Below are 25898 nucleotides of genomic sequence, written 5' to 3' on the forward strand. Positions count from 1 at the left end.
GGTTAAGTGGGAAACGATGTGGGAAGGCTCAGACAGCTAGGATGTTGGCTTAGAAGCAGCCATCATTTAAAGAAAGCGTAATAGCTCACTAGTCGAGTCGGCCTGCGCGGAAGATGTAACGGGGCTCAAACCAGGCACCGAAGCCGCGGATTCACACTTATGTGTGAGTGGTAGGGGAGCGTTCTGTAAGTCTGCGAAGGTGTATCGAGAGGTATGCTGGAGATATCAGAAGTGCGAATGCTGACGTAAGTAACGATAAAGGGGGTGAAAAGCCTCCTCGCCGGAAGACCAAGGGTTCCTGTCCAACGTTAATCGGGGCAGGGTGAGTCGACCCCTAAGGTGAGGCCGAAAGGCGTAATCGATGGGAAGCAGGTTAATATTCCTGCACGACTTGTAATTGCGATGGGGGGACGGAGAAGGCTAGGTGGGCCAGGCGACGGTTGTCCTGGTGAAAGTGCGTAGGTGGTGTTTCTAGGCAAATCCGGAGACACAACACTGAGACACGAGACGAAGCCACTACGGTGGTGAAGCCATTGATGCCCTGCTTCCAGGAAAAGCCTCTAAGCTTCAGATTACAAGTCATCGTACCCCAAACCGACACAGGTGGTCGGGTAGAGAATACCAAGGCGCTTGAGAGAACTCGGGTGAAGGAACTAGGCAAAATAGAACCGTAACTTCGGGAGAAGGTTCGCTCTTGACAGTGAAGTCCCTTGCGGATGGAGCAGTTGGGAGTCGCAGTGACCAGATGGCTGGGACTGTTTATCAAAAACACAGCACTCTGCAAACACGAAAGTGGACGTATAGGGTGTGACACCTGCCCGGTGCCGGAAGGTTAATTGATGGGGTTAGCGCAAGCGAAGCTCTTGATCGAAGCCCCGGTAAACGGCGGCCGTAACTATAACGGTCCTAAGGTAGCGAAATTCCTTGTCGGGTAAGTTCCGACCTGCACGAATGGTGTAACCATGGCCATGCTGTCTCCACCCGAGACTCAGTGAAATCGAATTCGCCGTGAAGATGCGGTGTACCCGCGGCTAGACGGAAAGACCCCGTGAACCTTTACTACAGCTTGGCACTGAACATTGAACCTACATGTGTAGGATAGGTGGGAGGCTTTGAAGGCGTGACGCCAGTTGCGCTGGAGCCGTCCTTGAAATACCACCCTTGTATGTTTGATGTTCTAACGCAGGGCCCTGAATCGGGCTCGCGGACAGTGCCTGGTGGGTAGTTTGACTGGGGCGGTCTCCTCCCAAAGAGTAACGGAGGAGCACGAAGGTTGGCTAATCCTGGTCGGACATCAGGAGGTTAGTGCAATGGCATAAGCCAGCTTAACTGCGAGACGGACAGGTCGAGCAGGTACGAAAGTAGGTCATAGTGATCCGGTGGTTCTGAATGGAAGGGCCATCGCTCAACGGATAAAAGGTACTCCGGGGATAACAGGCTGATACCGCCCAAGAGTTCATATCGACGGCGGTGTTTGGCACCTCGATGTCGGCTCATCACATCCTGGGGCTGAAGTCGGTCCCAAGGGTATGGCTGTTCGCCATTTAAAGTGGTACGCGAGCTGGGTTCAGAACGTCGTGAGACAGTTCGGTCCCTATCTGCCGTGGGCGTTGGATGATTGAAGGGAGTTGCTCCTAGTACGAGAGGACCGGAGTGAACGAACCTCTGGTGTTCGGGTTGTCACGCCAGTGGCACTGCCCGGTAGCTAAGTTCGGAATCGATAACCGCTGAAAGCATCTAAGCGGGAAGCGAGCCCTGAGATGAGTCATCCCTGACCCCTTGAGGGTCCTAAAGGGCCGTTGGAGACCACAACGTTGATAGGTGGGGTGTGTAAGCGCGGCGACGTGTTGAGCTAACCCATACTAATTACCCGTGAGGCTTAACCATACAACACCCAAGAAGTGTTCTGGGCCTTGTAGCGAATGAACGAACTACTCAAATTCAGTGATAGCGACCATCTTCCAAGATGAATGTCGTTACTCACGTCAGCTTTCCAAGATTGAAGAATTTGCCTGGCGGCCATAGCGCCGTGGAACCACCTGATCCCATGCCGAACTCAGAAGTGAAACGCGGTAGCGCCGATGGTAGTGTGGCATTCGCCATGCGAGAGTAGGACACTGCCAGGCACCCAACACGAAAAACCCCGCTCGATGAGCGGGGTTTTTTATTGCCTGAAAATCAGTGCATTGACTGATAATGGAGTTCGAACTCTCCTGCGGTTTTCCGAGCTGCTGCTGCTCCCCAAAAACTCGCCCCTGTTCTGTTCGATATTTATCCATCTGGATGTAAAAAGCACAGAATGTGATGACTCTACCTTTCTTGTGATGCCCGCTCTGCTTTAATTCGTCTGCCCACGTTCGATGGGCCAAGGAATCACAATAATCTGAGGAATGGACACATGTTCAAAAGAACAGTAACGATGATGCTGGCGGCGGGAACCCTGGTATTAGGCGGTTGCGCATCCAATGGCGGTGCAGAGCAGGCGGCAGACAACAGCGACTTCGGTGGCAAGTCCATCTACCTGCGCGGGGAGATGAACGACTGGATGGCGACCGATGAGAGCAAGGTGGTCAAGGTGGCCGACAAGCTCTATATGGCCAAGGGGACGCTCAAGAAAGAGTGGGCTCCCTACAAGTTCAAGTTCGCCGACTCCGGCTGGAGCTGTGGCACCAACTTTGGCTACAAGAGCCCGAGTGACGGCGTCGCCGTACTGGGCGGAGAGCCTGTGCCGGTCAACCCCTGCTCCAAGTATGAGGACATGAAATTCTCGCCGGATGCCGACGGCGTCTACGAGTTCTATCTGAATATGGCGGGTGAGACGCCAAGCGTGTACGTCAAGAAACCCTGAGATCCCTTCTCCCGTTAAATTCATCGGGAAATGAATCGGTTAAATGCCCTGGCCCAAATATCTGCTGGCCGGGGCATTTTTTTAGGATAGAATCGGCGCCCCGTGAAAGAGATACTATATATAGTGTTATACGGTTGATGTTAAACCTATTGGTTGTGTTTTTGACGCTGTCATGACGTTGTTGCATTCACATAAGGTGGCTTGAAAATGGCTAAATCCAACCCTGTGCTGGAGAGTGGACCCGGCTCTGCCCTCATCCCCATGCAGGAAACCTCCCTCGAGATCTGGGACAGCAAGTATCGCCTCAAGAGCAAGGATGGGGCGCCTATCGACGGCACCATAGACGAGACTTATCAGCGGGTTGCCCGTGCGCTGGCGGCGCAGGAGAGCGAGCCCGATGCCTGGTATGACTCCTTCCTGTGGGCGCTGCGCAATGGCGCCATCCCTGCGGGTCGCATCACCTCCAATGCCGGGGCCTTCGAGCACAAGCCGGCCACCTCGACCATCAACTGCACAGTGTCCGGCACCATCGAGGATTCGATGGATGACATTCTCGGCAAGGTGCATGAGGCCGGCCTGACCCTGAAAGCGGGCTGTGGCATAGGCTATGACTTCTCGACCCTGCGCCCGCGCGGTGCCTTCGTCTCCGGTGCCGGGGCCTATACCTCGGGCCCGCTCTCCTTCATGGATATCTACGACAAGATGTGTTTCACCGTCTCGTCGGCGGGCGGTCGCCGTGGCGCCCAGATGGGCACCATGGATATCCGTCACCCTGATGTGATCGAGTTTATCCAGGCCAAGCGGGAAGATGGCCGTCTGCGTCAGTTCAACCTCTCCCTGCTGATCACCGAAGAGTTCGTCAAGGCAGTGAAGGAGGATGCTCCCTGGCGGCTCATCTTCCCCTACACCGCCAAAGAGGTGGAGCAGGACGGCATAGTCCTTGACGATCCCGAGCAGGTGCTCTGGGCCGACTGGCCGAACAAGGAAGGGGTGGTGATCAACGCGCTTGGGCAGGTGGCCTGCAAGGTCTACAAGACCCTGCCCGCGCGCAAGCTGTGGAACGTCATCATGACCTCCACCTATGACTATGCGGAGCCCGGTTTCATCCTGATCGACAAGGTCAATCAGATGAACAACAACTGGTTCTGCGAGGAGATCCGCGCCACCAACCCCTGCGGTGAACAGCCCTTGCCCCCCTATGGCGCCTGCCTGCTGGGGTCGGTCAATCTGACCAAGTTTGTGCGCGAGCCCTTCACCGAGCGTGCCGCCTTCGACTGGCAGGCGTTTCGCAAGGTAGTGGCCATCTTCACCCGCATGCTGGACAACGTGGTAGAGATCAACCAGTTGCCATTGCCCAGGCAGCGCGAGGAGATCACCGCCAAGCGCCGTCACGGCATGGGCTTCCTCGGCCTGGGGTCGACCCTCACCATGCTGCAGATAAAATACGGCTCTGCTGCATCAGTGGCCTTCACCGAGCAGGTCTCCCAGGAGCTGGCCATGACCGGCTGGCAGGAGTCCCTGCGCCTGGCGAAAGAGAAGGGCCCTGCCCCCATCATGGAGCAGGAGTTCGAGGTGACCGGCAAGATGCTGCGGCTGCGCCCCGAGATGGCGGCCGATGGCATCAAGCTGGGCGACAAGGTGAAGGGCAAGGTGCTGCATGCGCGCTACAGCCGCTACATGCAGCAGGTGGCCGAGGTGGATCCCGCTCTGGTGGCCGCGCTGGCCGAAACCGGTGGTCGTTTCACCCACCACAGCAGCATAGCGCCGACCGGCACCATCTCGTTGTCGCTGGCCAACAACGCCAGCAACGGCATAGAGCCGAGCTTCGCCCATCACTACAGCCGCAACGTCATCAAGGCGGGCAAGAAGAGCAAGGAGAGCGTGGATGTCTACTCCTTCGAGCTGCTGGCCTACCGGGAGCTCATCAACGCCGCTGCCATGCCTTACACCGAGGATGAGGCCTGCCGTCTGCCGGATTACTTCATCACAGCCGACGACATCAGCCCGGCCCAGCACGTGGACATCCAGGCCGCGGCCCAGCGCTGGATAGATTCGTCCATCTCCAAGACTGCCAACGTACCGACCGACTTCCCGTTCGAGCAGTTCAAGGATATCTACATGTATGCCTCGGACTCCGGGCTCAAGGGCTGCACCACCTTCCGCTTCAACCCCGAAGCCTTCCAGGGGGTGCTGGTGAAGGAGAAGGATCTGGAGAACACTCAGTACGAGTTCACTCTGGAGGATGGCTCTGTCATCACGGTGAAGGGCAACGAAGAGATCGAATACGATGGCGAGCTGCACACCGCCGCCAACCTCTATGACGCCTTGAAAGAAGGCTATTACGGCAAATTCTGAGAACAGATTATGGTCAAGAAGATCGACAGGAAAATCGTCGCCTACAAGGTGAAAACCCGGGATGAGCCGCAGGAAGCGCCGGCCCCCCAGGATGACGTGGTGCACATGCACGAGACGGTGCTGCGTCCGGAGCGGCTGATGGGCACCACCTACAAGCTGAAGACGCCGGAGCATGTCTCCGAACACTCGCTGTTCATCACCATCAACGACATCATTCTCAACGAGGGCACAGTCCACGAGACGCGCCGTCCGTTCGAGATCTTCATCAACTCCAAGAGTCTGGAACACTACCAGTGGATAGTGGCGCTGACCCGCATCATCTCCGCGGTGTTTCGCAAGGGCGGGGATGTCACCTTCCTGGTGGAGGAGCTGAGATCCGTGTTCGACCCCAAGGGTGGCTACTGGAACAAGGGCAAGTATGTGCCGTCGCTCATCGCCGAAATTGGCAACGTGATCGAGACCCATCTCACCGAGATAGGCATGCTCAAAGCCACCGGACTGGATGAGCACCAGCAGGCGTTTCTGGCCGAGAAGCAGGCACAGATGCAGGCCGAACAGCAGGTTGACGCCGAGCAGTCAGGCAGTGGCTTCCCGGCCAGTGCGGTGCTCTGCTACAAGTGCCACACCAAGGCGCTGGTGCAGAAGGATGGCTGCATGACCTGCCTCAACTGCGGCGATTCCAAGTGCGGCTGACAGGTGCGGACTGACATACAGAAGTGAAAACGACCGGCCAGAGTGCCGGTCTTTTCATTGCTGCTTTTATGTTCGAACGAAACTGCCTTGCAAGCGATTTGTTGCGCAGCGGTAAAATCGGGCGTAGCGTGAGGAGTAATAAAACTGTCACGGCCGTGTGGTTTCAATGACATCTGAGATTCACACACGTGGCACCTTCAGTGCCAAGGAGGATGCTTATGGACAACACGGACCGAAAGCTGTTTATCTTGGATACCAACGTTCTGCTTCACGAACCCCTCGCCATTTACTCCTTCAAAGAGCACGACGTGCTCATCCCCATGACGGTGCTCGAAGAGCTCGACAACATCAAGGATCGCCAGAAAGACGTCAGCCGTGATGCCAGGGTTGCCATCCGCGCGCTGGAAGATGTGTTTCGCGATGCCAACCCCGAACAGATAGTGCAGGGGGTGGCGCTGGCGGGCGAGGCGAGCGGTCATATCTCCATCTTCAGCGATCACCATCTGCCTCAGGATGCCGAGGTGTTCACCGACAAGGAGGCGGACAACCGCATCATCAACGCGGCGCTCTACCTGCAAAAGCACGAGATGAAACGCCAGGTGGTGCTGGTGACCAAGGACATCAACATGCGCCTCAAGGCCAAGGGGGCTGGCCTTGCCCATGTGGAGGATTATCGCAGCGACCAGCTGATCGACGACATCCGCCTGCTGGCCAAGGGCTTCCAGGTGGTGCCCGGCAGCTTCTGGGAGCGGGTGGGCGAGTGCGACAGCGAGACCCATGGTCGCGACACAGTCCACGTGATCGACTCGAATCTGCTGGAGGGGGTGCACGTCAACCAGTACCTGCTGGACGAGGAGAACTTCTTCGCAGCCAGGGTGCTGAGCCACGATGGCAACAAGATCCGTCTCAAGGATCTGGGCCGCGAGCGGCTGATGTCCCGCAAGGCCTGGGGGGTGCACCCCAAGAACATCTATCAGGGCATGGCGCTCGATGCCCTGCTGGATCCGCATATTGAACTGGTGATCCTGACCGGCCCGGCGGGCTGCGGCAAGACCTTGCTGGCCATGGCGGCAGCCCTGGAGCTGGTGATCGAGAAGGGGATCTACGAGAAGGTGATCGTCACCCGCAACACCCCGGAAATTGCCGAGAGCATCGGCTTCCTGCCCGGCACCGAGGAGGAGAAGATGATGCCCTGGCTGGCGGCGGTGACCGACACCCTGGAGGTGCTGCACAAGCAGGACGAGAACATGAGCGGGTCCCTGAGCTACATCATGGAGAAGGCCAACATCCAGTTCAAATCCGTCAACTTCATGCGTGGGCGCAGCATCCAGAACACCTTCGTTCTGCTGGACGAGTGCCAGAACCTGACCGCCTCCCAGATCAAGACCATCATCACCCGCTGCGGTGAGGGGACCAAGATCGTCTGCTCCGGCAACCTGGCCCAGATCGACTCCAACTACCTGAGCCCGGTGACCTCGGGTCTGACCTACATAGTCGAGCGTTTCAAGGACTTCGACGGCAGTGCCAACATCTTCCTGAACGGGGTGGTGCGCAGCCGGCTGGCTTCGTTTGCCGAGGAAAATCTCTGATTTAACGCAATCTCTGCATGAGAAAGGGGAAGCCAGCAGGCTTCCCCTTTTTTGATCCCGTAGCCGTCATCACCCTTGCGTACGGCCAAGGTAGCGCAACAGCCCGGGGTGCTCGCTGTCTTGCAGTATGTCGGGTTTGCCCTGCAGAGCGATGCGGCCTTCATCCACGAACAACACCTGATCGGCGATGAGTTGGGCATCCTCAGGGTTGTGGGACACCATGAGCACTGTGATGCCCTGCTCGCAGGCGAGGCGGGCCACTTCCGCCAGCATCTCCCGGCGCAGGGCGGGATCCAGGGCCGAGAAGGGCTCATCCAGCAGCAGCAGGGGCTTGCCCCGCACCAGGGCGCGGGCCAGCCCGACCCGCTGTTGCTGGCCGCCGGAGAGCTGCTCCGGCAGCCGCGCCAGCATCTCGCCAAGACCGACCCGCTCTGCGCCCTGCTTCACCTGCTGGCGCTGGGCCGGGTTCAGGCGCAGGCCCGGGTGCAGGCCGATGGCGATGTTGTCGAATACGGAGAGGTGCAGGAAGAGGTTGTGATCCTGAAACAGGGTGGTGACCGGCCGCTCGGCGGGACCGAGCGGCAGCAGATCGACACCATCGAAACTGAGACGGCCGGACTCCACCGGCACGAAGCCGGCGATCATCCCGAGCAGGGTGGACTTGCCGGCGCCGCTTGGCCCTATCAGGGCGGTGATCTCCCCCCTGGGCAGGGTCGCGCTGAAGCTGACGCGCCAATCCGGGTAGCTGGTGACCAGTTCATCGATGTTCAGCATTTTTTCCTCTCAAAGAGTCCGTTCGACCAGCCAGAACGGCCGCAGAAACGGTAGCGCAGGGTTTGTACCTCAATGCTCGCCATTTTTTCCTCCAAGACCCCGCTCAACCAGCCAGAACAGGGAGAAACAGAGCGTGAGCAGCAGCAGGGCAGTGGCGGCCGCGTCGGTCAGCCGGTAGCTGCCGAGCTGCTGATAGAGCAGCCAGGGCAGGGTGGTGAGGGCCTGGCTGCCGAACATGGCGATGGCGCCGAGATCCCCGAGGGACAATATCATGGAGAGCGCCATGGCGAGCGCCAGGGGGCGGCGCAGCAGGGGCCACTCCACCAGTCGCAGGCGGTGCAGGCCGCGCACTCCCAGGCTGTCCGCAAGCCGGTCGTACTGACGCACCACCAGTTGCATGGGGGCGCTGAGGGTGCGCAGCACATAGGGCAGCGCCATCAGGGCGTTGACCAGTACCACCAGCCAGGGGCCCAGGGCAAAGACGTCGGCAAAGGGCATGAACATGATGAAGAGCCCGGTACTCAGCACCACAGCCGGGATCATCAGGATCATGGAGCCGCTGGCCTCCCACAGGGCGGCGGCTCGCCGCTTGCGCCCGCGCACCCTCAGGTGGCGGCTGGTGAGCAGCAGACCGGCACCGAGCAGGGTCGCCAGCGACCCGGCCGCCAGGGCGATGGCCAGGGATTGACCACCCGCCTGCCACAGCCCGGGGGATGCCAGCGCCGTCAGCAGGCCGGGGTTGAAACCGGCCACGACTATGGCCAGCAGGGGCGGCAGGAAGATGGCTAGCCCGGTGCAGAGCGCCACGGCATCCACCAGGCCTGTCCCCGGCTGATGGCGATCCGGCCGCAGGCAGGGGCGACGGCTGGTGAAGCGACTGGCAGGGGTGGTCTGCAGCCGGTGTTGCAGCAGGAGCAAGGCGACGGTCAGCAGCAGCTGTACCAGCGCCAGGCCGCCCGCGGTGGCGAGATCGAAATCAAAGCGCAGTGCCTGATAGACGGCGACTTCCAGGGTGGTGGACTTGGGACCGCCGCCCAGCGCCAGCACTGTGGTGAAGCTGGTGAAGCAGAGCATGAAGATGAGGCTGGCGAGCCCCGGCAGTACGCCGCGGATGAGCGGCCACTCCAGCAGCCGGAAGATGTGGGATGAGCGCATGCCGAGCTGGCTGGCGAGGCGCCAGGAGGTCTCCGGGACGCTCTCTATGCTCTGCAGCATGAGGCGCGCCGCCAGCGGCATGTTGAAGAAGACATGTGCCAGCAGTATGCCGAACAGGCCGTACAGGTAGTTGCCAGGATCCAGCCCCAGGCCGCGCAGCAGCTGTGGCAACCAGCCCTGGCAACCGTGTACCGCGACCATGCCGAAGATGGCGATGATGACGGGCAGCACCAGAGAGAGGCCAAAGAGCTTGAGCAGCAGGGCTCGGCCGGGAAAGCGGCGCCGCGCCAGGGCACGGGCCACCGGAATGGCAAGCCCCAGGCTCAGCAGGGTGGAGAGCAGGGCCTGCCCCAGGCTGAAGCCCAGCACATGGCGCAGATAGGGATCGGCCAGCAGGGTGCGGGGAGACAAGGTGCCCGCCTGCCACAGCAGGGCCGCGAGCGGCCCGAGGGACAACAGCAGGATCAGCAGGGTGGCCGCACTGCCCGGCAGCCACCAGAGGGGACGAGCGCCTGCGTTCACTGGGTGACGGCTTGCAGCCATTCGCGGATCCAGTTCTTGCGATTGGCGGCCACCTCATCGGTGCTGAAGGCGAGCGGTTTGGCCACGGTGATCATCTGCTCGAAGCCCTTGGGCAGCGGCTGGTCGATCACAGGGTACATCCAGTTGCCGGCGGGGATCTCCTGCTGGAAGGCAGGGCTCACCATGAACTGCAGGAACTGGTCCGCCAGCTTGTCCTGGGTGGCGCCTTTCAGCTTGGCGGCCACTTCCACCTGACGGTAATGCCCCTCTGAGAAGGCGGCCGCCTGATACTGGGGCTTGTTCTCGGCGATCAGGTGATAGGCGGGGGAGGTGGTATAGGAGAGCACCATGTCCGCCTCGCCATCGAGGAACATGCCATAGGCCTCGGACCAGCCCTTGGTGACGGTGACCGTCTTCTTGGCCAGCTGTTCCCAGGCTGCGGGGGCCTGGTCGCCGTAGACGGACTTCATCCAGAGCATCAGCCCCTGGCCCGGGGTGGAGGTGCGGGGATCCTGATAGATCACCTTGAGATCCTGGCGTTCCACCAGCTCTTTCAGGCTCTTGGGGGGCTGCTTGAGTTTGTCCTTGTCGTAGACGAAGGCGAAGTAGCCGTAGTCATAGGGGACGAAGGTGTCATCCTGCCAGCCACCCGGCACCTTAAGGGCATCGAGTTTGGTGTGATGGGGGGCGAACAGGCCGCTCTGCTTGGCCTCACTGACCAGGGCATCGTCCAGCCCCAGCACCAGGTCTGCTTTGCTGTGCTGGCCTTCCAGCCGCAGCCGGTTGAGGATGGCGACACCGTCTTCCAGGGCCACCAGGTTGAGGGTACAGCCGCACTCCTTCTCGAAGGCCTGCTTGATCTTGGGACCCGGGCCCCATTCGGCTGCAAACGAATCGTAGGTGTAGACGGTGAGGGTGTCGGCGGCAAATGCCTGGGCAGAGAGCAGGCCGGTCGCGAGCAGCAGGGTCTTCATCAATGGCACTCCTGTGGGTACTGAGGTGCCATGGGCAGCGGTCTGCTCATCAATGGCACGTCTCCTGTGGTGAGGGCCAGCGGATGAGGGCACAAAAAACGCGCGCCATGCCTCAAATTCCTCCGCCAGCATTATCTGGATCAGGTTCACGGGTATAATCTCAGCGGTAAACCGCACCCCGTTTGAGCAACGAACCGCATTGTATTGGCCTTCCTTGGGGGAGGCCAGCACTATGTTTCACGGGCCGCGCCGTGCGAGCCACCACCAAGGAGGATGCCCCCAGTGATCACCAGCACCAAGGAAAGACGTGCCTTCCAGCGCATGGTCATCAACGCCCCCGTCACCCTGTTCCAGCGCCAGCAGGTGCTTGAGGGAGTCTGCCGGGATCTCAGTGCCAATGGCATGGGGGTCGAGGTGAATGAGCATGGCTTCGATCTGGCTCAACCCATCAGGGTGAGCCTGGCCACCAGCAGCAACCTGCTGCCCCCCTTCGAGGCCCAGGCCCGCATAGTGCGGGTGCTGGAGGAGGAGAGCGGGCTCTTGCTGGCGCTGGAGTTCCTGCCGCTGACCTGAGCCCGCACGCCACCCTGTTCCATCGACCAGCCACCGGCTGGTCGATGCATTTTCGGCCCGGGCCAACCTTGTCTTACCGCCTGGGTTGCCGCCCTGGTGGCAGCTCAGTTGCTGGCCATCACGGGTTGGACGCTCAACTGCTTGCTGTCGACCAGCGTCTTGCTGGTGGGGGCGAGCTGGCCCATGGGAAGCTGGGCGGGGCCGGTCGGTTCCAGCAGCAGATAGCTTTCCCCTTGCCAGCTCAGGGTCGCCTGACCCGGGCCGGCCGGCAGCGCCACCCCCAGCAGGGCATGTCCCGGCACGAACACCATGGCCTGCTTCAGCTTGGGAAAGCGCTGGGCCAGCAGGGCCGCCATCAGGGTGACCTTGCTGTCACAATCCCCCCGGTTCTGCTCCAGCACCTGGCGCGGGCTCAGAAAGCCCTTGCCAGAGCGCCCTGACTGGCTGTCGAGCAGCTGATAGGGGATGGCCTGGATGAAGTCGAGCATGTGCGCCACCGTCTTCTGGCGCGCCTCTGTCTCTGTGGCTCCCTCCTGCTTGAGCTGCTCGGCCAGGGGCGCCAGTTCGGCGCGGCTCTCCAGGGCGATGCGCACATGATCCTGTTTGATGGCGGGGGTGCCATCGGGCGGGGTGAAGGGCTGGAAGTAGTGCTGCTTGAGCCACTCGGCCTCCAGCCTGGCCTGCTCCGGCTTGACCCATAGGGAGGCTTCCCTGGCCTTGTCGGCGTTGCGGCTCTTGAGGCTGAGGGCGAGGCTGGGGCGAGAGAGGGAGAACTGCACCTCGGGGAACTCAAGGGCAGCCTGCTGCAGCAAGGTCTGCAGCACCTCCTCCTGCATCCTGGCCGGGCGATAGGCGATGAGCGGCGGCAGCTTGCCCGCCTCCAGCCGGTAGCTGAGTTGCTGGGGTTGGCCCTCCCTGTCCTGCCAGCCGACGTTGAGCTGACCGCCGTTGCTGTTGAAATAGGTCTGCCCGGCGCTGGTCGGGAGGGCGAGCAGCATACCAAGCAGCAGGGAGAGGGCGCGGGTCGTCTTCATCATCCTTTCCTGTCGGTGAGCCCACTGTGCCTGGGCGGGACTGAGAATAAAACAGGGAGCCTGGGCTCCCTGTGGATTCTACTCGTTTTCTTGCCGCTGGCGCGTCAGATCCAGCTTGGCTGCCTTGGGTTGTCTCGAAGACGCCGATACTGGTCTTGAGTGTACTTAGATCCAGCTCGGCTGCTTCGCCTCGAAGGCGCTGATGGCCGCTTCGTGCTGCAGGGTCAGGCCTATGGCATCCAGCCCGTTGAGCAGGCAATAGATGGGGGCGGAACTCGTCGATGTGGAAATTTCAATCGGACCCGCCCTCATATGCCTGTTTAAATCCAGCTCGGCTGTCTTGCCTCAAAGGCGCTGATGGCGGCCTCGTGCTGCAGGGTCAGGCCGATGGCATCCAGCCCGTTGAGCAGGCAGTAGCGGCGGAACTCATCGATCTCGAAATCGAAAGTGAGTGCACCGGCGCGCACCTGGTTCGCCTCCAGATCCACTTCAATCTGGGTGCCCGGATTGGCCGTGACCAGTTGGAACAGGGCCTCGACCTCTTCTTCTTTCAGGCGTACCGGCACCATGCCGTTGTTGATGGCGTTGCCGTAGAAGATGTCGGCAAAGCTCGGGGCAATGATGGTCTTGAAGCCGTAATCCGCCAGCGCCCAGGGGGCGTGCTCGCGGCTCGAGCCACAGCCGAAGTTCTCCCGGGCCAGCAGTATGCTGGCACCGGCGAATTGCGGCTGGTTCAGCACGAACTCGGGGTTGGGTTGCATCCCTGCATCGTCAAGGAAGCGCCAGTCGTGGAACAGGTGCTTGCCAAAACCGATGCGGTTTACCTTCTGCAGGAACTGCTTGGGAATGATGGCGTCGGTGTCGACGTTGGCGCTGTCGAGGGGGACGACGATCCCCTTGTGTTGCTTGAAACCTGTCATGTTAACTCCCTCTTACAGTGCGCGAATGTCGGCAAAGCGACCGGTGACGGCGGCGGCGGCGGCCATGGCCGGGCTCACCAGATGGGTGCGGCCGGCACGGCCCTGGCGCCCTTCGAAGTTGCGGTTGCTGGTGGAGGCGCAGCGCTCCCCGGGTTGCAGCCGGTCGTTGTTCATGGCCAGACACATGGAGCAGCCGGGCAGGCGCCACTCAAAGCCTGCCTCGAGGAAGATCTTGTCCAGCCCCTCGGCCTCGGCCTGAGCCTTCACCTGCTCGGAGCCCGGCACCACCAGGGCTTGCACCCCGGCGGCGACCTTGCGGCCACGGGCGATGGCGGCGGCGGCACGCAGATCCTCGATGCGGCTGTTGGTGCAGGATCCGATGAACACCTTGTCGATGGCGACATCACAGAGCTTCTGGCCCGGCTGCAAGTCCATGTAGGCGAGCGCCTTGCGGGCGGACTGCTGCTCCATCAGATCGCTGAAGGATTCCGGTGCCGGAATGGGTTCATTGACGGCGATCACCTGGCCCGGGTTGGTGCCCCAGGTCACCTGAGGCGCGATATCGGCGGCGTTGAGCACCACCTCGGCATCGAAGGTGGCATCGGCATCGCTCTTGAGGGTCTGCCAGTAGGCGATGGCCTGCGCCAGTGCGTCGCCGGTGGGGGCGAATACCTTGCCCTGAATGTAGTCGATGGTGGTCTGATCCGGGGCTATCATCCCCGCCTTGGCGCCGAGTTCGATGGCCATGTTGCACACCGTCATGCGCCCTTCCATGGAGAGACCCCTGATGGCATCGCCAGCGAACTCCACCACGTAACCGGTACCGCCGGCAGCGCCGACCCGGCCTATGATGGCCAGCACCACGTCCTTGGCGCTGATGCCCTCGGCCAGCTTGCCGTTGACCGAAATGCGCATGGTCTTGGCCCGGCCCTGCTTCAGGGTCTGGGTCGCCATCACGTGTTCCACTTCCGAGGTGCCGATGCCGAAGGCCAGGGAGCCGAAGGCGCCGTGGGTGGCGGTGTGGGAGTCGCCGCAGACGATGGTGGTGCCGGGCAGGGTGATGCCGAGCTCGGGGCCCATCACGTGGACTATGCCCTGGTATTTGTGGTTCAGGTCATAGAGCCGGACCCCGAACTCCTTGCAGTTGGCTGCCAGGGTCTCCATCTGAATGCGGGCCATCTCGCCGGAGGCGGCGATGTCCTTGGTGGTGGTGGAGACGTTGTGATCCATGGTGGCCCAGGTCAGATCCGGGCGGCGCAGCGGGCGCTTCATGGCGCGCAGGCCGTCGAACGCCTGGGGGCTGGTCACTTCATGCACCAGATGGCGGTCGATGTAGATGAGGGGGGTTTCCCCTTCCACTTCCCGGACCACGTGGGCGTCGAACACTTTCTGATAGAGGGTCTTGGACATTGCTCTGGATTCCTTGTTATGTGCTGCGTGGCTCAGATCCGTGCTGCTATCTGGCTGCCCATCTCGGTGGTGCTCTGCACCGGATGCTGTGCGTTACCCTGATGCAGGTCGGCGGTGAAGTAACCCTCGGCCAGAGCCTGTGCCACGGCCTGCTCTATGGCCTGGGCGGCGGCTTCCTGGCCCAGGCTGTAGCGCAGCATCAGGGCGGCGGAGAGGATCTGGGCGATGGGGTTCGCAATCCCCTTGCCAGCGATGTCCGGGGCAGAGCCACCGGCCGGTTCGAACAGACCGAAGCCGGATTCGTTCAGGCTGGCGGAGGGGAGCAGCCCCATGGAGCCGGTGATCATGGCGCACTCGTCGGAGAGGATGTCGCCAAACAGGTTGGAGCAGAGCAGCACGTCAAACTGGGACGGATCCTTGATGAGCTGCATGGTGGCGTTGTCGATGTACATATGGTTCAGCTCAACGTCGGGATAACCCTTGGCAACCTGGGTCACCACCTCGCGCCACAGTATGGAGGAGGCGAGCACGTTGGCCTTGTCGATGGAGGTCACTTTGCTGCGGCGCACCCGGGCCGATTCGAACGCTATCTTGGCGATGCGCTCGATCTCGAAGCGATGGTACACCTCGGTGTCGAATGCCTTCTCGGTGGCACCTTCCCCTTCGCGTCCCTTGGGCTGGCCGAAGTAGATGCCGCCGGTCAGCTCGCGCACGCAGGCGATGTCGAAGCCGCGATCCGAGATGTCGGCACGCAGCGGGGAGAACTGCTCGAGGCCGGTATAGATACGGGCCGGACGCAGGTTGCAGAACAGTTTGAAATGGGCACGCAGGGGCAGCAGGGCGCCGCGCTCCGGCTGATCGTTGGGCGGCAGGTGCTCCCACTTGGGGCCACCTACCGAGCCGAACAGCACGGCATCGGCCGCTTCGCAGCCCGCGATGGTGCTTTGCGGCAGCGGGGTGCCGTGGTTGTCGATGGCGATGCCACCGACGTCGTGGCGATCATAGTCGAGGGAGAAACCGAATTTGGCCTGCACCTTTTCCAGTACCTTGATGGCCTCTGCCATCACTTCCGGGCCAATGCCGTCCCCCGGCAATACTGCGATCCGATAACTGCTCATACTCTCTCCGTCCTGATGTTGTGTTGAGTTCCATCCGCCCAGTGACCCGATACTGCGATCCTCTACCTGTTCAGACTGTCTCCGTCCCGATGTTGTGATTGCATTCCATCCGTTCAGCGAATCGATCGCTGCTCAGACGGTTTCCGATTTGATGTTGTTATTGCGTTCCATCTGCTCGGCTACCTGATCGGCGCGCCAGATGCTGTTGATGACATGGACCAGGGCCTGGGCCGAGGATTCGATGATGTCGGTGGCCAGCCCCATGCCGTGGAACTTGCGCCCCTTGTACTCGGCGACGATATCGACCTGGCCGAGGGCATTCTTGCCTTCGCCCTTGCCCTTGAGCTCGTACTTGTCGATGCGGATCTCGTAACCAGTGATGCGGTTGATGCACTGATAGACCGCATCCACCGGGCCATTGCCGGTGGCCGCTTCGCAGATCAGATCCTGACCCACCTTGAGCTTGACCGAAGCGGTCGCCAGCACGGAGCTGCCGCTCTGCACCCCGAGGTACTCCAGCTTGAAGTGCTCGGGCTCCTCGTGGATCTGGCTGAAGAAGGCCAGCGCCTCGAGATCGTAATCGAACACCTGTCCCTTCTTGTCGGCCAGGACCAGGAACTTGCCGTAGAGGTGGTCGAGATCGTAGCTGCTCTCGGCGTAGCCCATGCTCTCCATGCGGTGCTTGATCACGTGGCGACCGGAGCGGGAGGTCATGTTGAGGTTGTTCTGGGTGAGGCCGATGCTCTCGGGGGTGATGATCTCGTAGGTGTTCTTGGCCTTGAGCACGCCGTCCTGGTGAATGCCGGAGCTGTGGGAGAAGGCGTTGGCCCCGACGATGGCCTTGTTCGGCTGTACCGGCATGTTGCAGAGCTGGCTGACCAGGGTGCTGGTGCGGTGGATCTCGTTGTGGCGGATGTTGGTGTGCACCCCGAGCAGGTCGGCGCGGGTTTTCAGGATCATCGCCACCTCTTCCAGGGAGCAGTTGCCTGCCCGCTCGCCGATGCCGTTGATGGTGCACTCTATCTGGCGCGCCCCCATCTGCACGGCACTGATGGAGTTGGCCACCGAGAGGCCCAGATCGTCGTGGCAGTGGACCGAGATGATGGCCTTGTCGATGTTGGGGACCCGGTTGAACAGGGTCTGGATGATGCCGGAAAATTCGGTCGGTACCGTGTAGCCCACAGTGTCCGGAATGTTGATGGTGCGGGCGCCCGCCTTGATGGCGGCCTCCACCATGCGGCAGAGATTATCGATCGGCGTGCGGCCCGCATCCTCGCAGGAGAACTCCACATCGTCGGTGTAGCGCAGGGCATGCTTGATGGCGCCGACCCCCATCTCCAGCACGTCTTCGAAGCTTTTCTTCAGCTTGCTTTCCACGTGGATGGAGGAGGTGGAGATAAAGGTGTGGATACGGAAGGCTTCTGCGACCCGTAAGGCTTCGCCGGCGGCATCGATATCCTTGGGCAGGGCGCGGGCGAGGGCGCAGACACGGCTGTTCTTGATGTGACGGGCGATGGTCTGCACCGATTGAAAATCACCGGGGGAAGAGACAGGGAAGCCCACTTCCATGATGTCGACACCGAGTCGTTCCAGCGCCTGGGCAATCTGCAGCTTCTCCTTGACCGTCAAGCTGGCCGACAGCGCCTGCTCGCCATCACGCAAGGTGGTATCGAATATGATGACTCGATCTGACATGTGACTTCCCTCTTCCTAAGTTCGGTGCGTGCATCCTGCATTGGCATAAAAAAACCCGTGCGGGGTGCACGGGTTTTTGTAAATTCCGGCTATGCCTTAGCCCGGCTACAAGGATCCCGCGCGAGGAGTCGCGATTAGGGAGAGCAGTAGTAGCGGAGCGGCAATATGCATGATGACTCAATCCTTCCAGTCGATAACGCTACTACCAATATCGAGATTTTTATGCTGTGTCAACTCGAAAGGACAGGTTCAATTCACTGTGTTATTTAATCGGATTGTAAAGGAGTGCAAATTTCCTTGTCCCATATTCGGTTCATGCCTGATTATCTGGTCGTTCCTGCTGTACTCGATCACCCGCACAATCAGATCGACTTATCAGCCCTTGCTGAATTATCTGAGGTATTCCATGGAAAAGCGCAGACCTGGCCGTCCGGTCGGACGTTCCGACATTCGTGACAAGCTGCTCGCCGCCGCACGCGAACGTTTTCTCAACACCCCCTACAGCAAGGTGACGACCCGTGAGATCGCCGAGCTGGCCGGCTCCAATCTGGCGATGATCCACTACTACTTCGGCAGCAAAGAGGGCCTCTACAAGGCGGTGCTGGGGGATGTGGCCGAGCCGCTGGATCAGGCCTGGCATGACGAGAGCAGCAACCGCAGCCTGACCGATCTGCTCAATACCTACTATCAGGTGATGGCGCCGAACAGCGAGCTGACTTCCGCCATCTCCAGCGCATTATCAACCGAAAAAAGCCCGGGGCGGGATTTTGTATTGAATCGTCTGCTGGAGCGTCAACTGCCCCAGTTCGATGCCCTGCTCGAATCCATGCGCTCCAATGGTCAGCTGGGTGACAACCTGGATCCCGAGATGCTGAAGATCTCCTTCCTCAGCATGATGTGGCAGCCCTTCGTGATGAAGGATCTCTACGAGCAGGTGTTCGGCCTGACGGTTGACGAGAGCTTCATGAGCCGGTTGGCGGCCCACAACTGCCAGCTGATGGAGAACGGCCTGCGCGGTTCCCTGAACTGAGTCTTCCCGGGTAATAGCTGAAAAAGGGCCGCATGGCCCTTTTTTGCATGGTTCATGTCACAAATCTGTTATCTCTCCTTCAACCAAGTGTCACTGCGCCGCCCTAGTCTGCAGGCAAGACTCAAGGGGAAGGGGGCGTGATGAACAAGATCCAGCAATGGGACCTGCGGGTGTGCCGCGTCTGTCTGCTTCATCCCTACAACCGGCCGCAGGCCAGGATCAGCCGGCTCGTCTCCCGCACCGGTGACGGTCCCCTCTACGCCGTGCTGGCCGCCCTGCTCTGGTGGCAGGGGGAGGCGCAGCGGGAAGTGGTACAAGTCGCCCTGCTGGCCTTTGCCGCCGAGCTGCCGCTCTATCTGCTGCTCAAGAATGCTTTGAGACGCCAGCGTCCCGTGGGCTTGCCGGTCTTCATCACCCCCTCCGATCGCTACAGCCTGCCCTCTGGTCATACCGCCGCCGCCTTCCTGATGGCCACAGTATTGGCGGCCAGTTTCCCGCTCTGGGCGCCGCTGCTGTTTCTCTGGGCCATCCTGGTCGGTGCGTCGCGGCTGCTGCTCGGGGTGCACTATCTGAGCGATCTGGTGGCCGGCGCCCTGCTCGGGGGCGGCTGCGCCCTCTGGGCGCTCGGCTGGAGCCAGGGATGAGGATACTGTTCGGGGTACAGGGGACAGGCAACGGTCATATCAGCCGCAGCAGGACTCTGGCGCGCGCCCTGAAGAGTAGGGGGATAGAGGTCGATTACCTGTTCAGCGGGCGCGCCGCCGACGGCTACTTCGAGATGGGGGAGTTCGGGGACTATCGCACCTTCCCTGGTATCAGCTTCGCCAGCCATCATGGCCGCATCTCGGGCTGGCGCACCCTCAAGGGACTCTCTCCCCTTCGCTTCTGGCAGGACATGAGGGCCCTCGATTGCCGGGATTACGATCTGGTGATCAGCGATTTTGAGCCACTCAGTGCCCATGCCGCCCGGCGCTGGCAAAAACCCAGTCTGACCATCAGCCATCAGGCCAGCTTCGACTGGCCCATTCCGCGCTGGGGTGAGAGTAGTTTCAACCGCCAGCTGATGCGCCACTTCGCCCCTGTGAGCCGCTCTCTGGGGCTGCATTGGTTCCACTTCGGTCAGCCGCTGCTGCCCCCCATCATAGACCCCATGGCCCCGGCCCCTGACAACCAGCAGATCCTGGTCTATCTGCCATTCGAGCAGACAGAGCAGATAGCTGCGCTGCTGTCGCGCTTCAACCAGCAGCGCTTCGTCTGCTTTCACCCCGGCCTTCGCAAGGCCAGCCAATGGCGCAACATCCGCTTCGAGCCTGCGGCCCGGGAAGGGTTCAAGCTGGCGCTGGCCGGTTGCCGGGGGGTCATCAGCAACGCGGGGTTTGAACTTGCCTCGGAGGCGCTGTCGCTCGGCAAGAAGCTGCTGGTCAAGCCGCTGGGCGGCCAGTTCGAGCAGCTGACCAACGGCAGGACCCTGGAGTTGATGGGGCTGGCCCAGTTGATGGAGACGCTGGATGCCAATGGGGTGAGAGCCTGGCTGGAGGCGCCGTCACCCGGGCGGATCCGTTATCCCGATGTGGCGGGGGAGCTGGCCGACTGGCTGCTTGCCGGTGCGAAGGAGGATATTGAGCCTCTCTCCCGCCGCCTTTGGGCCAGGACACTCTTCCCGGAGGAGGTGTGCGATCGCCTCAGTGAACTGGCGGGCAATCCGGCATTGGCTCGTCCCTGGTTATCGCAACTCAGCGCCTTTGACTAGACTGAGTTGATCCCACCAAGGAGAGGACGGACAACATGCGCTTTACCAATGAAAACGGCGATACCATGACACTGGCAGACAATCTCACCCTGCATGAGCTGCTCGACATGGGGGTCAGCATCTCGGTCTGTGAAGAGACGGATCCGGATCAGCAGATCTGGTTGGCGGAGCCGGAAGACGAGCACTGAGACGCTATGTTTTGACGGCCCGCCCCTTGTGGGCGGGCCATTTATTTCCATCCCTGCCCTGATTGGCAGCATGATCCGCTAGTTTCCCCCCCATACTCCCCGCTTTGTTTCCGGTCTGGTGACCAAGTCACTGAATGTTAATAGCTGTTTGAAATTTATGACTGTTCTGGTCAGACAAAGCCGTGGACAAGCGTTCACAAGCGGGTTAAGTTGGTTTTTCACCCGCTTTTCGGGTGAATGATGGAAAAAACCTATTTTTCTACTATCGACGGCTCCGAACTCGCCTGGTCTGGATGCAGACAACAACAAGAGACGGATCGGCGCTGCCGGGAAGCAGCGGACTGTCGGTAGCTTTCGCTTAACGGAGCAAAGCCTGGAGGGCTTTATCATGGAGATGTTATCAGGCGCCCAGATGGTGGTTAGAGCGCTGGAAGATCAGGGAGTTGAGCATGTCTTCGGCTACCCTGGTGGCTCAGTGCTCGACATCTATGACGCTCTCTTCGAAAACGGCAAGATGGAGCATGTCCTGGTGCGGCACGAGCAGGCCGCGGTGCACATGGCTGACGGTTACGCCCGTTCCACCGGCAAGGTGGGTACTGTGCTGGTGACCTCGGGTCCAGGCGCCACCAACTGCATCACCGGCATCGCCACCGCCTACATGGACTCGATCCCCCTGGTGATCCTGTCCGGTCAGGTGCCGACCAGCATGATAGGGGAGGACGCGTTCCAGGAGACCGACATGATCGGCATCTCCCGTCCTGTGGTGAAGCACAGCTTCCTGTGCAAGAAGGCCAGCGACATTCCCGACGCCATCAAGAAGGCCTACTACATTGCCGCCAGTGGCCGCCCGGGGCCCGTGGTGGTGGACTTGCCCAAGGACGTACAGAACCCGAAAGAGAAATTCCCCTACCAGTATCCCGAGTCCGTTTCCCTGCGCTCCTACAATCCGACCAAGGCCGGACACAAGGGCCAGATCAAGCGGGCCGCCAAGTTGCTGGTGGAGGCACAGCGTCCCGTCATGTACGTGGGCGGTGGTGCCATCAACGCCAACGCGGATCATCTGGTGACCAAGCTGGCCGAGCTGTTGAACCTGCCGGTGACCACTACCCTGATGGGGCTGGGGGCCTTCAGCGGCACCCATCCGCAATTCATCGGCATGCTGGGGATGCACGGCACCTTCGAAGCAAACAAGAGCATGCACAACGCGGATCTCATCTTCGCCGTGGGTGCCCGCTTCGATGACCGCGTCACCAACAACGTGAGCAAGTTCTGTCCCAACGCCACCATAGTCCACATCGACATAGACCCCACCTCCATCTCCAAGACGGTACAGGCCCATGTGCCCATCGTCGGCTCGGTGGAAACCGTGCTGGAGCAGATGCTGGAAGTGATCCGCGAGTGCGGCTTCGACAACGACAAGCAGGCGCTGGGGGACTGGTGGAGCCAGATCGATCAGTGGCGCTCCCGCAACTGCCTGGCCTACGAGACCCACCCCACCCTGATCAAGCCGCAGCAGGTCATAGAGGCGCTCTACAAGGTGACCAAGGGGGAGGCCTTCGTCGCCTCCGATGTGGGCCAGCACCAGATGTTCGCCGCCCTCTACTACCCCTTTGCCAAGCCGCGCCAGTGGATCAACTCCGGGGGCCTCGGCACCATGGGCTTCGGCATTCCGGCCGCCATGGGGGCCCAGTTTGCCAACCCGGATGCCGTGGTCTGCTGCGTCACCGGTGACGGCTCGGTGCAGATGAACATTCAGGAGCTCTCCACCTGCATGCAGTACGGGGTGCCCATCAAGATCATCTCCATCAACAACCGTGCGCTGGGCATGGTCAAGCAGTGGCAGAAGATGTTCTACGGTGGCCGTCACAGCCACTCCTACATGGAATCCCTGCCCGATTTCGTCAAGCTGGCGGAGGCCTATGGCCATGTCGGCATCGCGGTGAGCGATCCGGCAGAGCTGGAGAGCGCCATGGAGAAGGCCTTCGCCATGAAGGATCGGCTGGTGTTCATGGACATCTCGGTCGACCCCGATGAGCACGTCTATCCGATGCAGATAAAGTTCGGTGCCATGGACGAGATGTGGCTGAGCAAGACGGAGAGGACCTGACGATGGAACATATTATTTCGGTCGTGCTGATGGATCACGCCGTCGATGAGATGTGGCTGAGCAAGGCGGGGGAAATCTGATGAGGCATATCATTTCAGTACTGCTGGAGAACGAGTCCGGCGCCCTGAGCCGTGTGGTGGGCCTCTTCTCCCAGCGCGGCTACAACATCGAGACCCTGACGGTGGCCCCCACCGAGGATCCCACCCTGTCCCGCATGACCATAGTCACCATGGGTGACGAGCGGGTGCTGGAGCAGATCCAGAAGCAGCTGCACAAGCTGGTGGACGTGCTCAAGGTGTGTGACCTGAGCGAAGGGGAACACATAGAGCGGGAGATAGCCCTGGTCAAGGCGCGCGCCGCCGGTGGTGCCCGCGACGAGCTGAAACGGCTGGCGGATATCTTCCGCGGCCAGATCGTCGACGTCACCCCGGAGCAGTACACAGTGCAACTGGTGGGCACCAGCGAGAAGCTGGACGCCTTCATCAAGACTGCCGCCCAGACCAACGAGATCATCGAAGTGGTGCGCTCTGGTGTCTGCGGCATCTCCCGGGCGGACAAATCCCTGCGTCCTTGAGCTACTGGCTGGCGGGTTTGTTGTCCAAAGGGGCTCCTCGGAGCCCCTTTTTCATGGGCGCAAAGCGTGGCCGAGTCTGTCATTTTCTTTCAAATGATCGGTAAACTATCCACAAAAGCTGTGGAAAACTCTGTAGATTAGCGGTGTGTCTGGCGTTAGTTAGCTGATCTTAAAGGGATATTCTGATTTGATCCTGGCTGGATCGCAATTGTGCAATCCCCCTGCGCGGGTGTGAGTGTTTGCTTATCGCCGGCCCCTTGCCAGGAGGCGTTCGCGGCCAGTCTGGCGGATCCTGCGAAGATCCGGATTTGATCTCGCCGATCAACAGGCCCCTGTCAGCCATAAAAAAACCCGCCGTAAGGCGGGTTTTTCACAGGGTCAGCGCTGGGCGATATTACTCGGCCTGGGCTGCCTGAATACCGGTCAGGGCGATGGTGTAGACGATGTCGTCTACCAGGGCGCCACGGGACAGGTCGTTGACCGGCTTGCGCATGCCTTGCAGCATGGGGCCGATGGAGACCAGTTCTGCGGAACGCTGTACCGCCTTGTAGGTGGTGTTGCCGGTGTTCAGGTCCGGGAACACGAACACTGTGGCTTTACCCGCGACCGGTGAGTTCGGTGCCTTGGACTTGGCCACGTTCTCCATGATGGCCGCGTCGTATTGCAGCGGGCCGTCGATGATGAGGTCGGGGCGCTTGGCCTTGGCCAGCTCGGTCGCTTCGCGCACCTTCTCTACGTCCGCGCCGGCGCCAGAGGTACCGGTGGAGTAGGAGATCATGGCGACACGCGGCTCGATGCCGAAGGCGGCAGCGGAGTCGGCGGACTGGATGGCGATCTCGGCCAGCTGTTCGGCGCTCGGGTCCGGGTTGATGGCGCAGTCACCATACACCAGCACCTGATCAGGCAGCAGCATAAAGAAGATCGACGATATCAACGAGGAACCCGGGGCAGTCTTGATGATCTGCATCGGCGGACGAATGGTGTTGGCTGTGGTGTGTACCGCGCCAGATACCAGACCGTCCACTTCGCCACGCTCCAGCATCATGGTGCCCAGCACCACGTTGTCTTCCAGCTGCTCGCGGGCGACCACTTCGGTCATGCCCTTGTTCTTGCGCAGCTCGACCAGACGCGGCACATAGCGCTCGCGCACTTCCAGCGGGTCGATGATCTCGACGCGATCGGTCAGTACCACACCCTGCTGTTCGGCAACGCGACGGATCTCTTCCGGGTTGCCCAGCAGCACCGGACGGGCGATGCCCCGCTCGGCACAGATGGCGGCAGCCTTGATGGTCCGCGGCTCTTCCCCTTCCGGCAGCACGACGCGCTTGTTGGCCTGACGGGCCAGCTCGGTCAGCTGATAGCGGAAGGCAGGCGGGCTCAGGCGACGGGAGCGGGTGGACTTGGCAGAGAGAGACTCGATCCAGTGCTTGTCGATGTGGCCAGCCACATAGTCCTGCACCAGCTCGATACGCTCGCGGTCATCTTCCGGGATGTCGACGTTGAAGTTCTGCAGGCTGACGGCGGTCTGCCAGGTGTTGGTGCCGGTGATCATGATCGGCAGGCCGGTGGCCATGGCCTGTTGGCACAGGGCGATGACTTGCGGCTCAGGATGGTAGTTGCCGGTCAGCAGCAGGGCACCCAGCTTGACGCCGTTCATGGCGGACAGGCAGGCGGAGACGATGACGTCGGAGCGGTCGCCTGAGGTCACCAGCAGGCTGCCCGGACGGAAGTGCTCGATCATGTTGTGGATGGAGCGGGCGCAGAAGGTCACGGTCTGCAGGCGACGGCTGTCCAGCTCCCCCTTGTGCAGGATCTTGGCGGCCAGATGCTTGGCGAGATCCTTGGCGCGCGGGGCGATCAGCTGGGTGTTCCAGGGGATGCAGCCGAGGATGCGCAGCGGGCTCTTGCCGAACACCTGCAGCACTTCCAGGTTGTGGGCGGTATCGGAGGTGTGGTGGTGCGCCTCGAACATCTCGGTCAGGTCGGGGCGGGTCACGCCGTGCTCGTCAACCGGTGCGCCCACCTTGTTGATGACGCAGCCCACGATACGCGGGTTGCTGACGCCACCGAAGTTGGAGCAGGCCAGCTCGATGCGCTCTTTCAGCTTCTGGCTGGAGTCATTGCCCGGATGGGTCACGAACACCATGTCGGCGTCCAGTGCCTTGGCGACGTCGTAGTTCAGCTTGTTGGCAAAGGGCTGCTTGTCGGTCGGCACCAGGCCTTCGATCACCACCACTTCGGCACCGCTGGTCTTCACGTGCTCTTCGAAGCGGGCCACGATCTCTTCCAGCAGGATATCGGTGTTGCTGGAGGTGATCATGTTCTCGGCGTAGGAGAGGGCGAACGGCTCAGGCGGGTTGATGTTGGCGGCTGCGCGGATCACGGCGGTGGAGCGCTCGGTACCGGTTTCACCCGGACGCGGCTGGGCAACCGGTTTGAAGAAGCTGACATTGACACCGTGACGTTCCATGGCGCGAACGACGCCAAGGCTCACGGAAGTTACGCCGACACCAGTGCCGACCGGGATGAGCATAATAGTGCGTGCCACTTATTACCCCTTGTTCATTTTTGGGATCAGGAAAAGGCCGC

The 25898-nt window shown here is 61.0% G+C and carries 21 protein-coding genes, 2 rRNA genes and 1 riboswitch (1 of these 24 running past the window's edge); of the genes, 13 read left to right on the forward strand and 10 right to left on the reverse strand.

The annotated features are described in order from the left end of the window. The 6 genes from WIR04_RS03845 to WIR04_RS03870 all read left to right on the forward strand — a co-directional run. Positions 1 to 1887, forward strand: a 23S ribosomal RNA gene (locus WIR04_RS03845); it begins 1003 nt to the left of the window's first position. Between the two features lie 124 nt (positions 1888 to 2011). Then, positions 2012 to 2126 (forward strand): 5S ribosomal RNA (gene rrf, locus WIR04_RS03850). Between the two features lie 272 nt (positions 2127 to 2398). Beyond that, entirely contained in the window at positions 2399 to 2848 is a 450-nt protein-coding gene (locus WIR04_RS03855) for a pullulanase (protein WP_025328176.1), read from the forward strand. A gap of 207 nt (positions 2849 to 3055) precedes the next feature. After that, a complete protein-coding gene (locus tag WIR04_RS03860) occupies positions 3056 to 5203 on the forward strand; it encodes an adenosylcobalamin-dependent ribonucleoside-diphosphate reductase (RefSeq protein ID WP_338890604.1) in 2148 nt (715 codons plus the stop codon). A gap of 9 nt (positions 5204 to 5212) precedes the next feature. Continuing rightward, a complete protein-coding gene (locus tag WIR04_RS03865; RefSeq protein ID WP_338890606.1) occupies positions 5213 to 5896 on the forward strand; it encodes an NrdJb in 684 nt (227 codons plus the stop codon). Between the two features lie 218 nt (positions 5897 to 6114). Further along, the gene (locus tag WIR04_RS03870) at positions 6115 to 7485 is read left to right on the forward strand and encodes a PhoH family protein (RefSeq protein ID WP_025328173.1); all 1371 of its coding nucleotides are present in this window, start codon (positions 6115 to 6117) and stop codon (positions 7483 to 7485) included. Between the two features lie 69 nt (positions 7486 to 7554). Here the strand turns inward: WIR04_RS03870 and thiQ are convergent, their stop codons facing one another. The 3 genes from thiQ to thiB all read right to left on the reverse strand — a co-directional run bounded on the left by thiQ (position 7555) and on the right by thiB (position 10910). Then, positions 7555 to 8259 carry a thiamine ABC transporter ATP-binding protein gene (gene thiQ, locus WIR04_RS03875; RefSeq protein ID WP_338890610.1) on the reverse strand — a complete coding sequence of 235 codons (705 nt, stop codon included), beginning with the start codon at positions 8257 to 8259 and terminating at the stop codon, positions 7555 to 7557. A 69-nt stretch (positions 8260 to 8328) separates the two neighbouring features. Further along, complete coding sequence (gene thiP, locus WIR04_RS03880) at positions 8329 to 9957, reverse strand: thiamine/thiamine pyrophosphate ABC transporter permease (RefSeq protein ID WP_338890613.1); 1629 nt, start codon at positions 9955 to 9957, stop codon at positions 8329 to 8331. Continuing rightward, on the reverse strand, positions 9933 to 10910 hold the full coding sequence (thiB, locus tag WIR04_RS03885) for a thiamine ABC transporter substrate binding subunit (protein WP_338890615.1): 978 nt from the start codon (positions 10908 to 10910) through the stop codon (positions 9933 to 9935). Before thiB ends, thiP begins: the two co-directional genes overlap by 25 nt. 100 nt (positions 10911 to 11010) lie before the next feature. After that, positions 11011 to 11101, reverse strand: a riboswitch (TPP riboswitch). A 91-nt stretch (positions 11102 to 11192) separates the two neighbouring features. Here thiB and WIR04_RS03890 point away from each other — a divergent pair. Then, positions 11193 to 11483: a PilZ domain-containing protein gene (locus tag WIR04_RS03890; RefSeq protein ID WP_317841440.1), complete on the forward strand. Its 291-nt coding sequence runs from the start codon at positions 11193 to 11195 to the stop codon at positions 11481 to 11483. Between the two features lie 104 nt (positions 11484 to 11587). Here the strand turns inward: WIR04_RS03890 and WIR04_RS03895 are convergent, their stop codons facing one another. From WIR04_RS03895 to leuA, 6 genes are all read right to left on the reverse strand, one after another. Then, on the reverse strand, positions 11588 to 12517 hold the full coding sequence (locus tag WIR04_RS03895; RefSeq protein WP_338890617.1) for a transglutaminase domain-containing protein: 930 nt from the start codon (positions 12515 to 12517) through the stop codon (positions 11588 to 11590). Between the two features lie 165 nt (positions 12518 to 12682). Further along, positions 12683 to 12829 (reverse strand): hypothetical protein, encoded by a 147-nt coding sequence (locus WIR04_RS03900; protein ID WP_338890619.1) that lies wholly within the window; start codon positions 12827 to 12829, stop codon positions 12683 to 12685. A gap of 8 nt (positions 12830 to 12837) precedes the next feature. Continuing rightward, positions 12838 to 13437, reverse strand: a complete 600-nt coding sequence (leuD, locus tag WIR04_RS03905; RefSeq protein WP_338890621.1) for a 3-isopropylmalate dehydratase small subunit — start codon at positions 13435 to 13437, stop codon at positions 12838 to 12840. A gap of 12 nt (positions 13438 to 13449) precedes the next feature. Further along, entirely contained in the window at positions 13450 to 14847 is a 1398-nt protein-coding gene (gene leuC, locus WIR04_RS03910) for a 3-isopropylmalate dehydratase large subunit (protein WP_338890624.1), read from the reverse strand. A gap of 32 nt (positions 14848 to 14879) precedes the next feature. Further along, entirely contained in the window at positions 14880 to 15965 is a 1086-nt protein-coding gene (gene leuB / locus WIR04_RS03915; protein WP_338890626.1) for a 3-isopropylmalate dehydrogenase, read from the reverse strand. Positions 15966 to 16097: 132 nt separating this feature from the next. Beyond that, positions 16098 to 17660, reverse strand: coding sequence for a 2-isopropylmalate synthase (gene leuA / locus WIR04_RS03920; RefSeq protein ID WP_106885895.1), 1563 nt, complete (start codon positions 17658 to 17660; stop codon positions 16098 to 16100). Between the two features lie 406 nt (positions 17661 to 18066). Here leuA and WIR04_RS03925 point away from each other — a divergent pair, with 406 nt between their 5' ends. From WIR04_RS03925 to ilvN, 6 genes are all read left to right on the forward strand, one after another. Next, the gene (locus WIR04_RS03925) at positions 18067 to 18690 is read left to right on the forward strand and encodes a TetR/AcrR family transcriptional regulator (RefSeq protein WP_005323843.1); all 624 of its coding nucleotides are present in this window, start codon (positions 18067 to 18069) and stop codon (positions 18688 to 18690) included. 140 nt (positions 18691 to 18830) lie between these two features. Next, positions 18831 to 19334 carry a phosphatase PAP2 family protein gene (locus WIR04_RS03930; protein ID WP_025328163.1) on the forward strand — a complete coding sequence of 168 codons (504 nt, stop codon included), beginning with the start codon at positions 18831 to 18833 and terminating at the stop codon, positions 19332 to 19334. Then, positions 19331 to 20440, forward strand: coding sequence for an MJ1255/VC2487 family glycosyltransferase (locus WIR04_RS03935; protein WP_338890630.1), 1110 nt, complete (start codon positions 19331 to 19333; stop codon positions 20438 to 20440). Before WIR04_RS03930 ends, WIR04_RS03935 begins: the two co-directional genes overlap by 4 nt. A gap of 35 nt (positions 20441 to 20475) precedes the next feature. Further along, positions 20476 to 20628: a hypothetical protein gene (locus WIR04_RS03940; protein ID WP_005323837.1), complete on the forward strand. Its 153-nt coding sequence runs from the start codon at positions 20476 to 20478 to the stop codon at positions 20626 to 20628. A 388-nt stretch (positions 20629 to 21016) separates the two neighbouring features. Then, entirely contained in the window at positions 21017 to 22735 is a 1719-nt protein-coding gene (locus WIR04_RS03945; RefSeq protein ID WP_025328161.1) for an acetolactate synthase 3 large subunit, read from the forward strand. A 79-nt stretch (positions 22736 to 22814) separates the two neighbouring features. After that, positions 22815 to 23309 (forward strand): acetolactate synthase small subunit, encoded by a 495-nt coding sequence (gene ilvN, locus WIR04_RS03950; RefSeq protein WP_025328160.1) that lies wholly within the window; start codon positions 22815 to 22817, stop codon positions 23307 to 23309. Between the two features lie 394 nt (positions 23310 to 23703). On the opposite strand, the gene pta is transcribed toward ilvN, so the two are convergent. After that, positions 23704 to 25857: a phosphate acetyltransferase gene (gene pta, locus WIR04_RS03955; protein ID WP_025328159.1), complete on the reverse strand. Its 2154-nt coding sequence runs from the start codon at positions 25855 to 25857 to the stop codon at positions 23704 to 23706. Between the last annotated feature and the right edge of the window lie 41 nt (positions 25858 to 25898).

The sequence above is a fragment of the Aeromonas rivipollensis genome (genome assembly GCF_037811135.1).
In the GTDB taxonomy this organism is placed as follows: domain Bacteria; phylum Pseudomonadota; class Gammaproteobacteria; order Enterobacterales; family Aeromonadaceae; genus Aeromonas; species Aeromonas rivipollensis.

Excerpts from the sequence above, each read along its gene's own strand:
- WIR04_RS03940 (WP_005323837.1), top strand. The coding sequence starts at position 20,476 with ATGCGCTTTACCAATGAAAACGGCGATACCATGACACTGGCAGACAAT.
- ilvN (WP_025328160.1), top strand. The coding sequence starts at position 22,815 with ATGAGGCATATCATTTCAGTACTGCTGGAGAACGAGTCCGGCGCCCTG.
- WIR04_RS03860 (WP_338890604.1), top strand. The coding sequence starts at position 3,056 with ATGGCTAAATCCAACCCTGTGCTGGAGAGTGGACCCGGCTCTGCCCTC.
- WIR04_RS03865 (WP_338890606.1), top strand. The coding sequence starts at position 5,213 with ATGGTCAAGAAGATCGACAGGAAAATCGTCGCCTACAAGGTGAAAACC.
- thiB (WP_338890615.1), bottom strand. The coding sequence starts at position 10,910 with ATGAAGACCCTGCTGCTCGCGACCGGCCTGCTCTCTGCCCAGGCATTT.
- WIR04_RS03855 (WP_025328176.1), top strand. The coding sequence starts at position 2,399 with ATGTTCAAAAGAACAGTAACGATGATGCTGGCGGCGGGAACCCTGGTA.
- leuA (WP_106885895.1), bottom strand. The coding sequence starts at position 17,660 with ATGTCAGATCGAGTCATCATATTCGATACCACCTTGCGTGATGGCGAG.
- WIR04_RS03870 (WP_025328173.1), top strand. The coding sequence starts at position 6,115 with ATGGACAACACGGACCGAAAGCTGTTTATCTTGGATACCAACGTTCTG.
- WIR04_RS03900 (WP_338890619.1), bottom strand. The coding sequence starts at position 12,829 with ATGAGGGCGGGTCCGATTGAAATTTCCACATCGACGAGTTCCGCCCCC.
- leuB (WP_338890626.1), bottom strand. The coding sequence starts at position 15,965 with ATGAGCAGTTATCGGATCGCAGTATTGCCGGGGGACGGCATTGGCCCG.
- leuD (WP_338890621.1), bottom strand. The coding sequence starts at position 13,437 with ATGACAGGTTTCAAGCAACACAAGGGGATCGTCGTCCCCCTCGACAGC.
- leuC (WP_338890624.1), bottom strand. The coding sequence starts at position 14,847 with ATGTCCAAGACCCTCTATCAGAAAGTGTTCGACGCCCACGTGGTCCGG.
- WIR04_RS03930 (WP_025328163.1), top strand. The coding sequence starts at position 18,831 with ATGAACAAGATCCAGCAATGGGACCTGCGGGTGTGCCGCGTCTGTCTG.
- thiQ (WP_338890610.1), bottom strand. The coding sequence starts at position 8,259 with ATGCTGAACATCGATGAACTGGTCACCAGCTACCCGGATTGGCGCGTC.
- WIR04_RS03945 (WP_025328161.1), top strand. The coding sequence starts at position 21,017 with ATGGAGATGTTATCAGGCGCCCAGATGGTGGTTAGAGCGCTGGAAGAT.
- WIR04_RS03925 (WP_005323843.1), top strand. The coding sequence starts at position 18,067 with ATGGAAAAGCGCAGACCTGGCCGTCCGGTCGGACGTTCCGACATTCGT.
- WIR04_RS03935 (WP_338890630.1), top strand. The coding sequence starts at position 19,331 with ATGAGGATACTGTTCGGGGTACAGGGGACAGGCAACGGTCATATCAGC.
- thiP (WP_338890613.1), bottom strand. The coding sequence starts at position 9,957 with ATGGCTGCAAGCCGTCACCCAGTGAACGCAGGCGCTCGTCCCCTCTGG.
- WIR04_RS03895 (WP_338890617.1), bottom strand. The coding sequence starts at position 12,517 with ATGAAGACGACCCGCGCCCTCTCCCTGCTGCTTGGTATGCTGCTCGCC.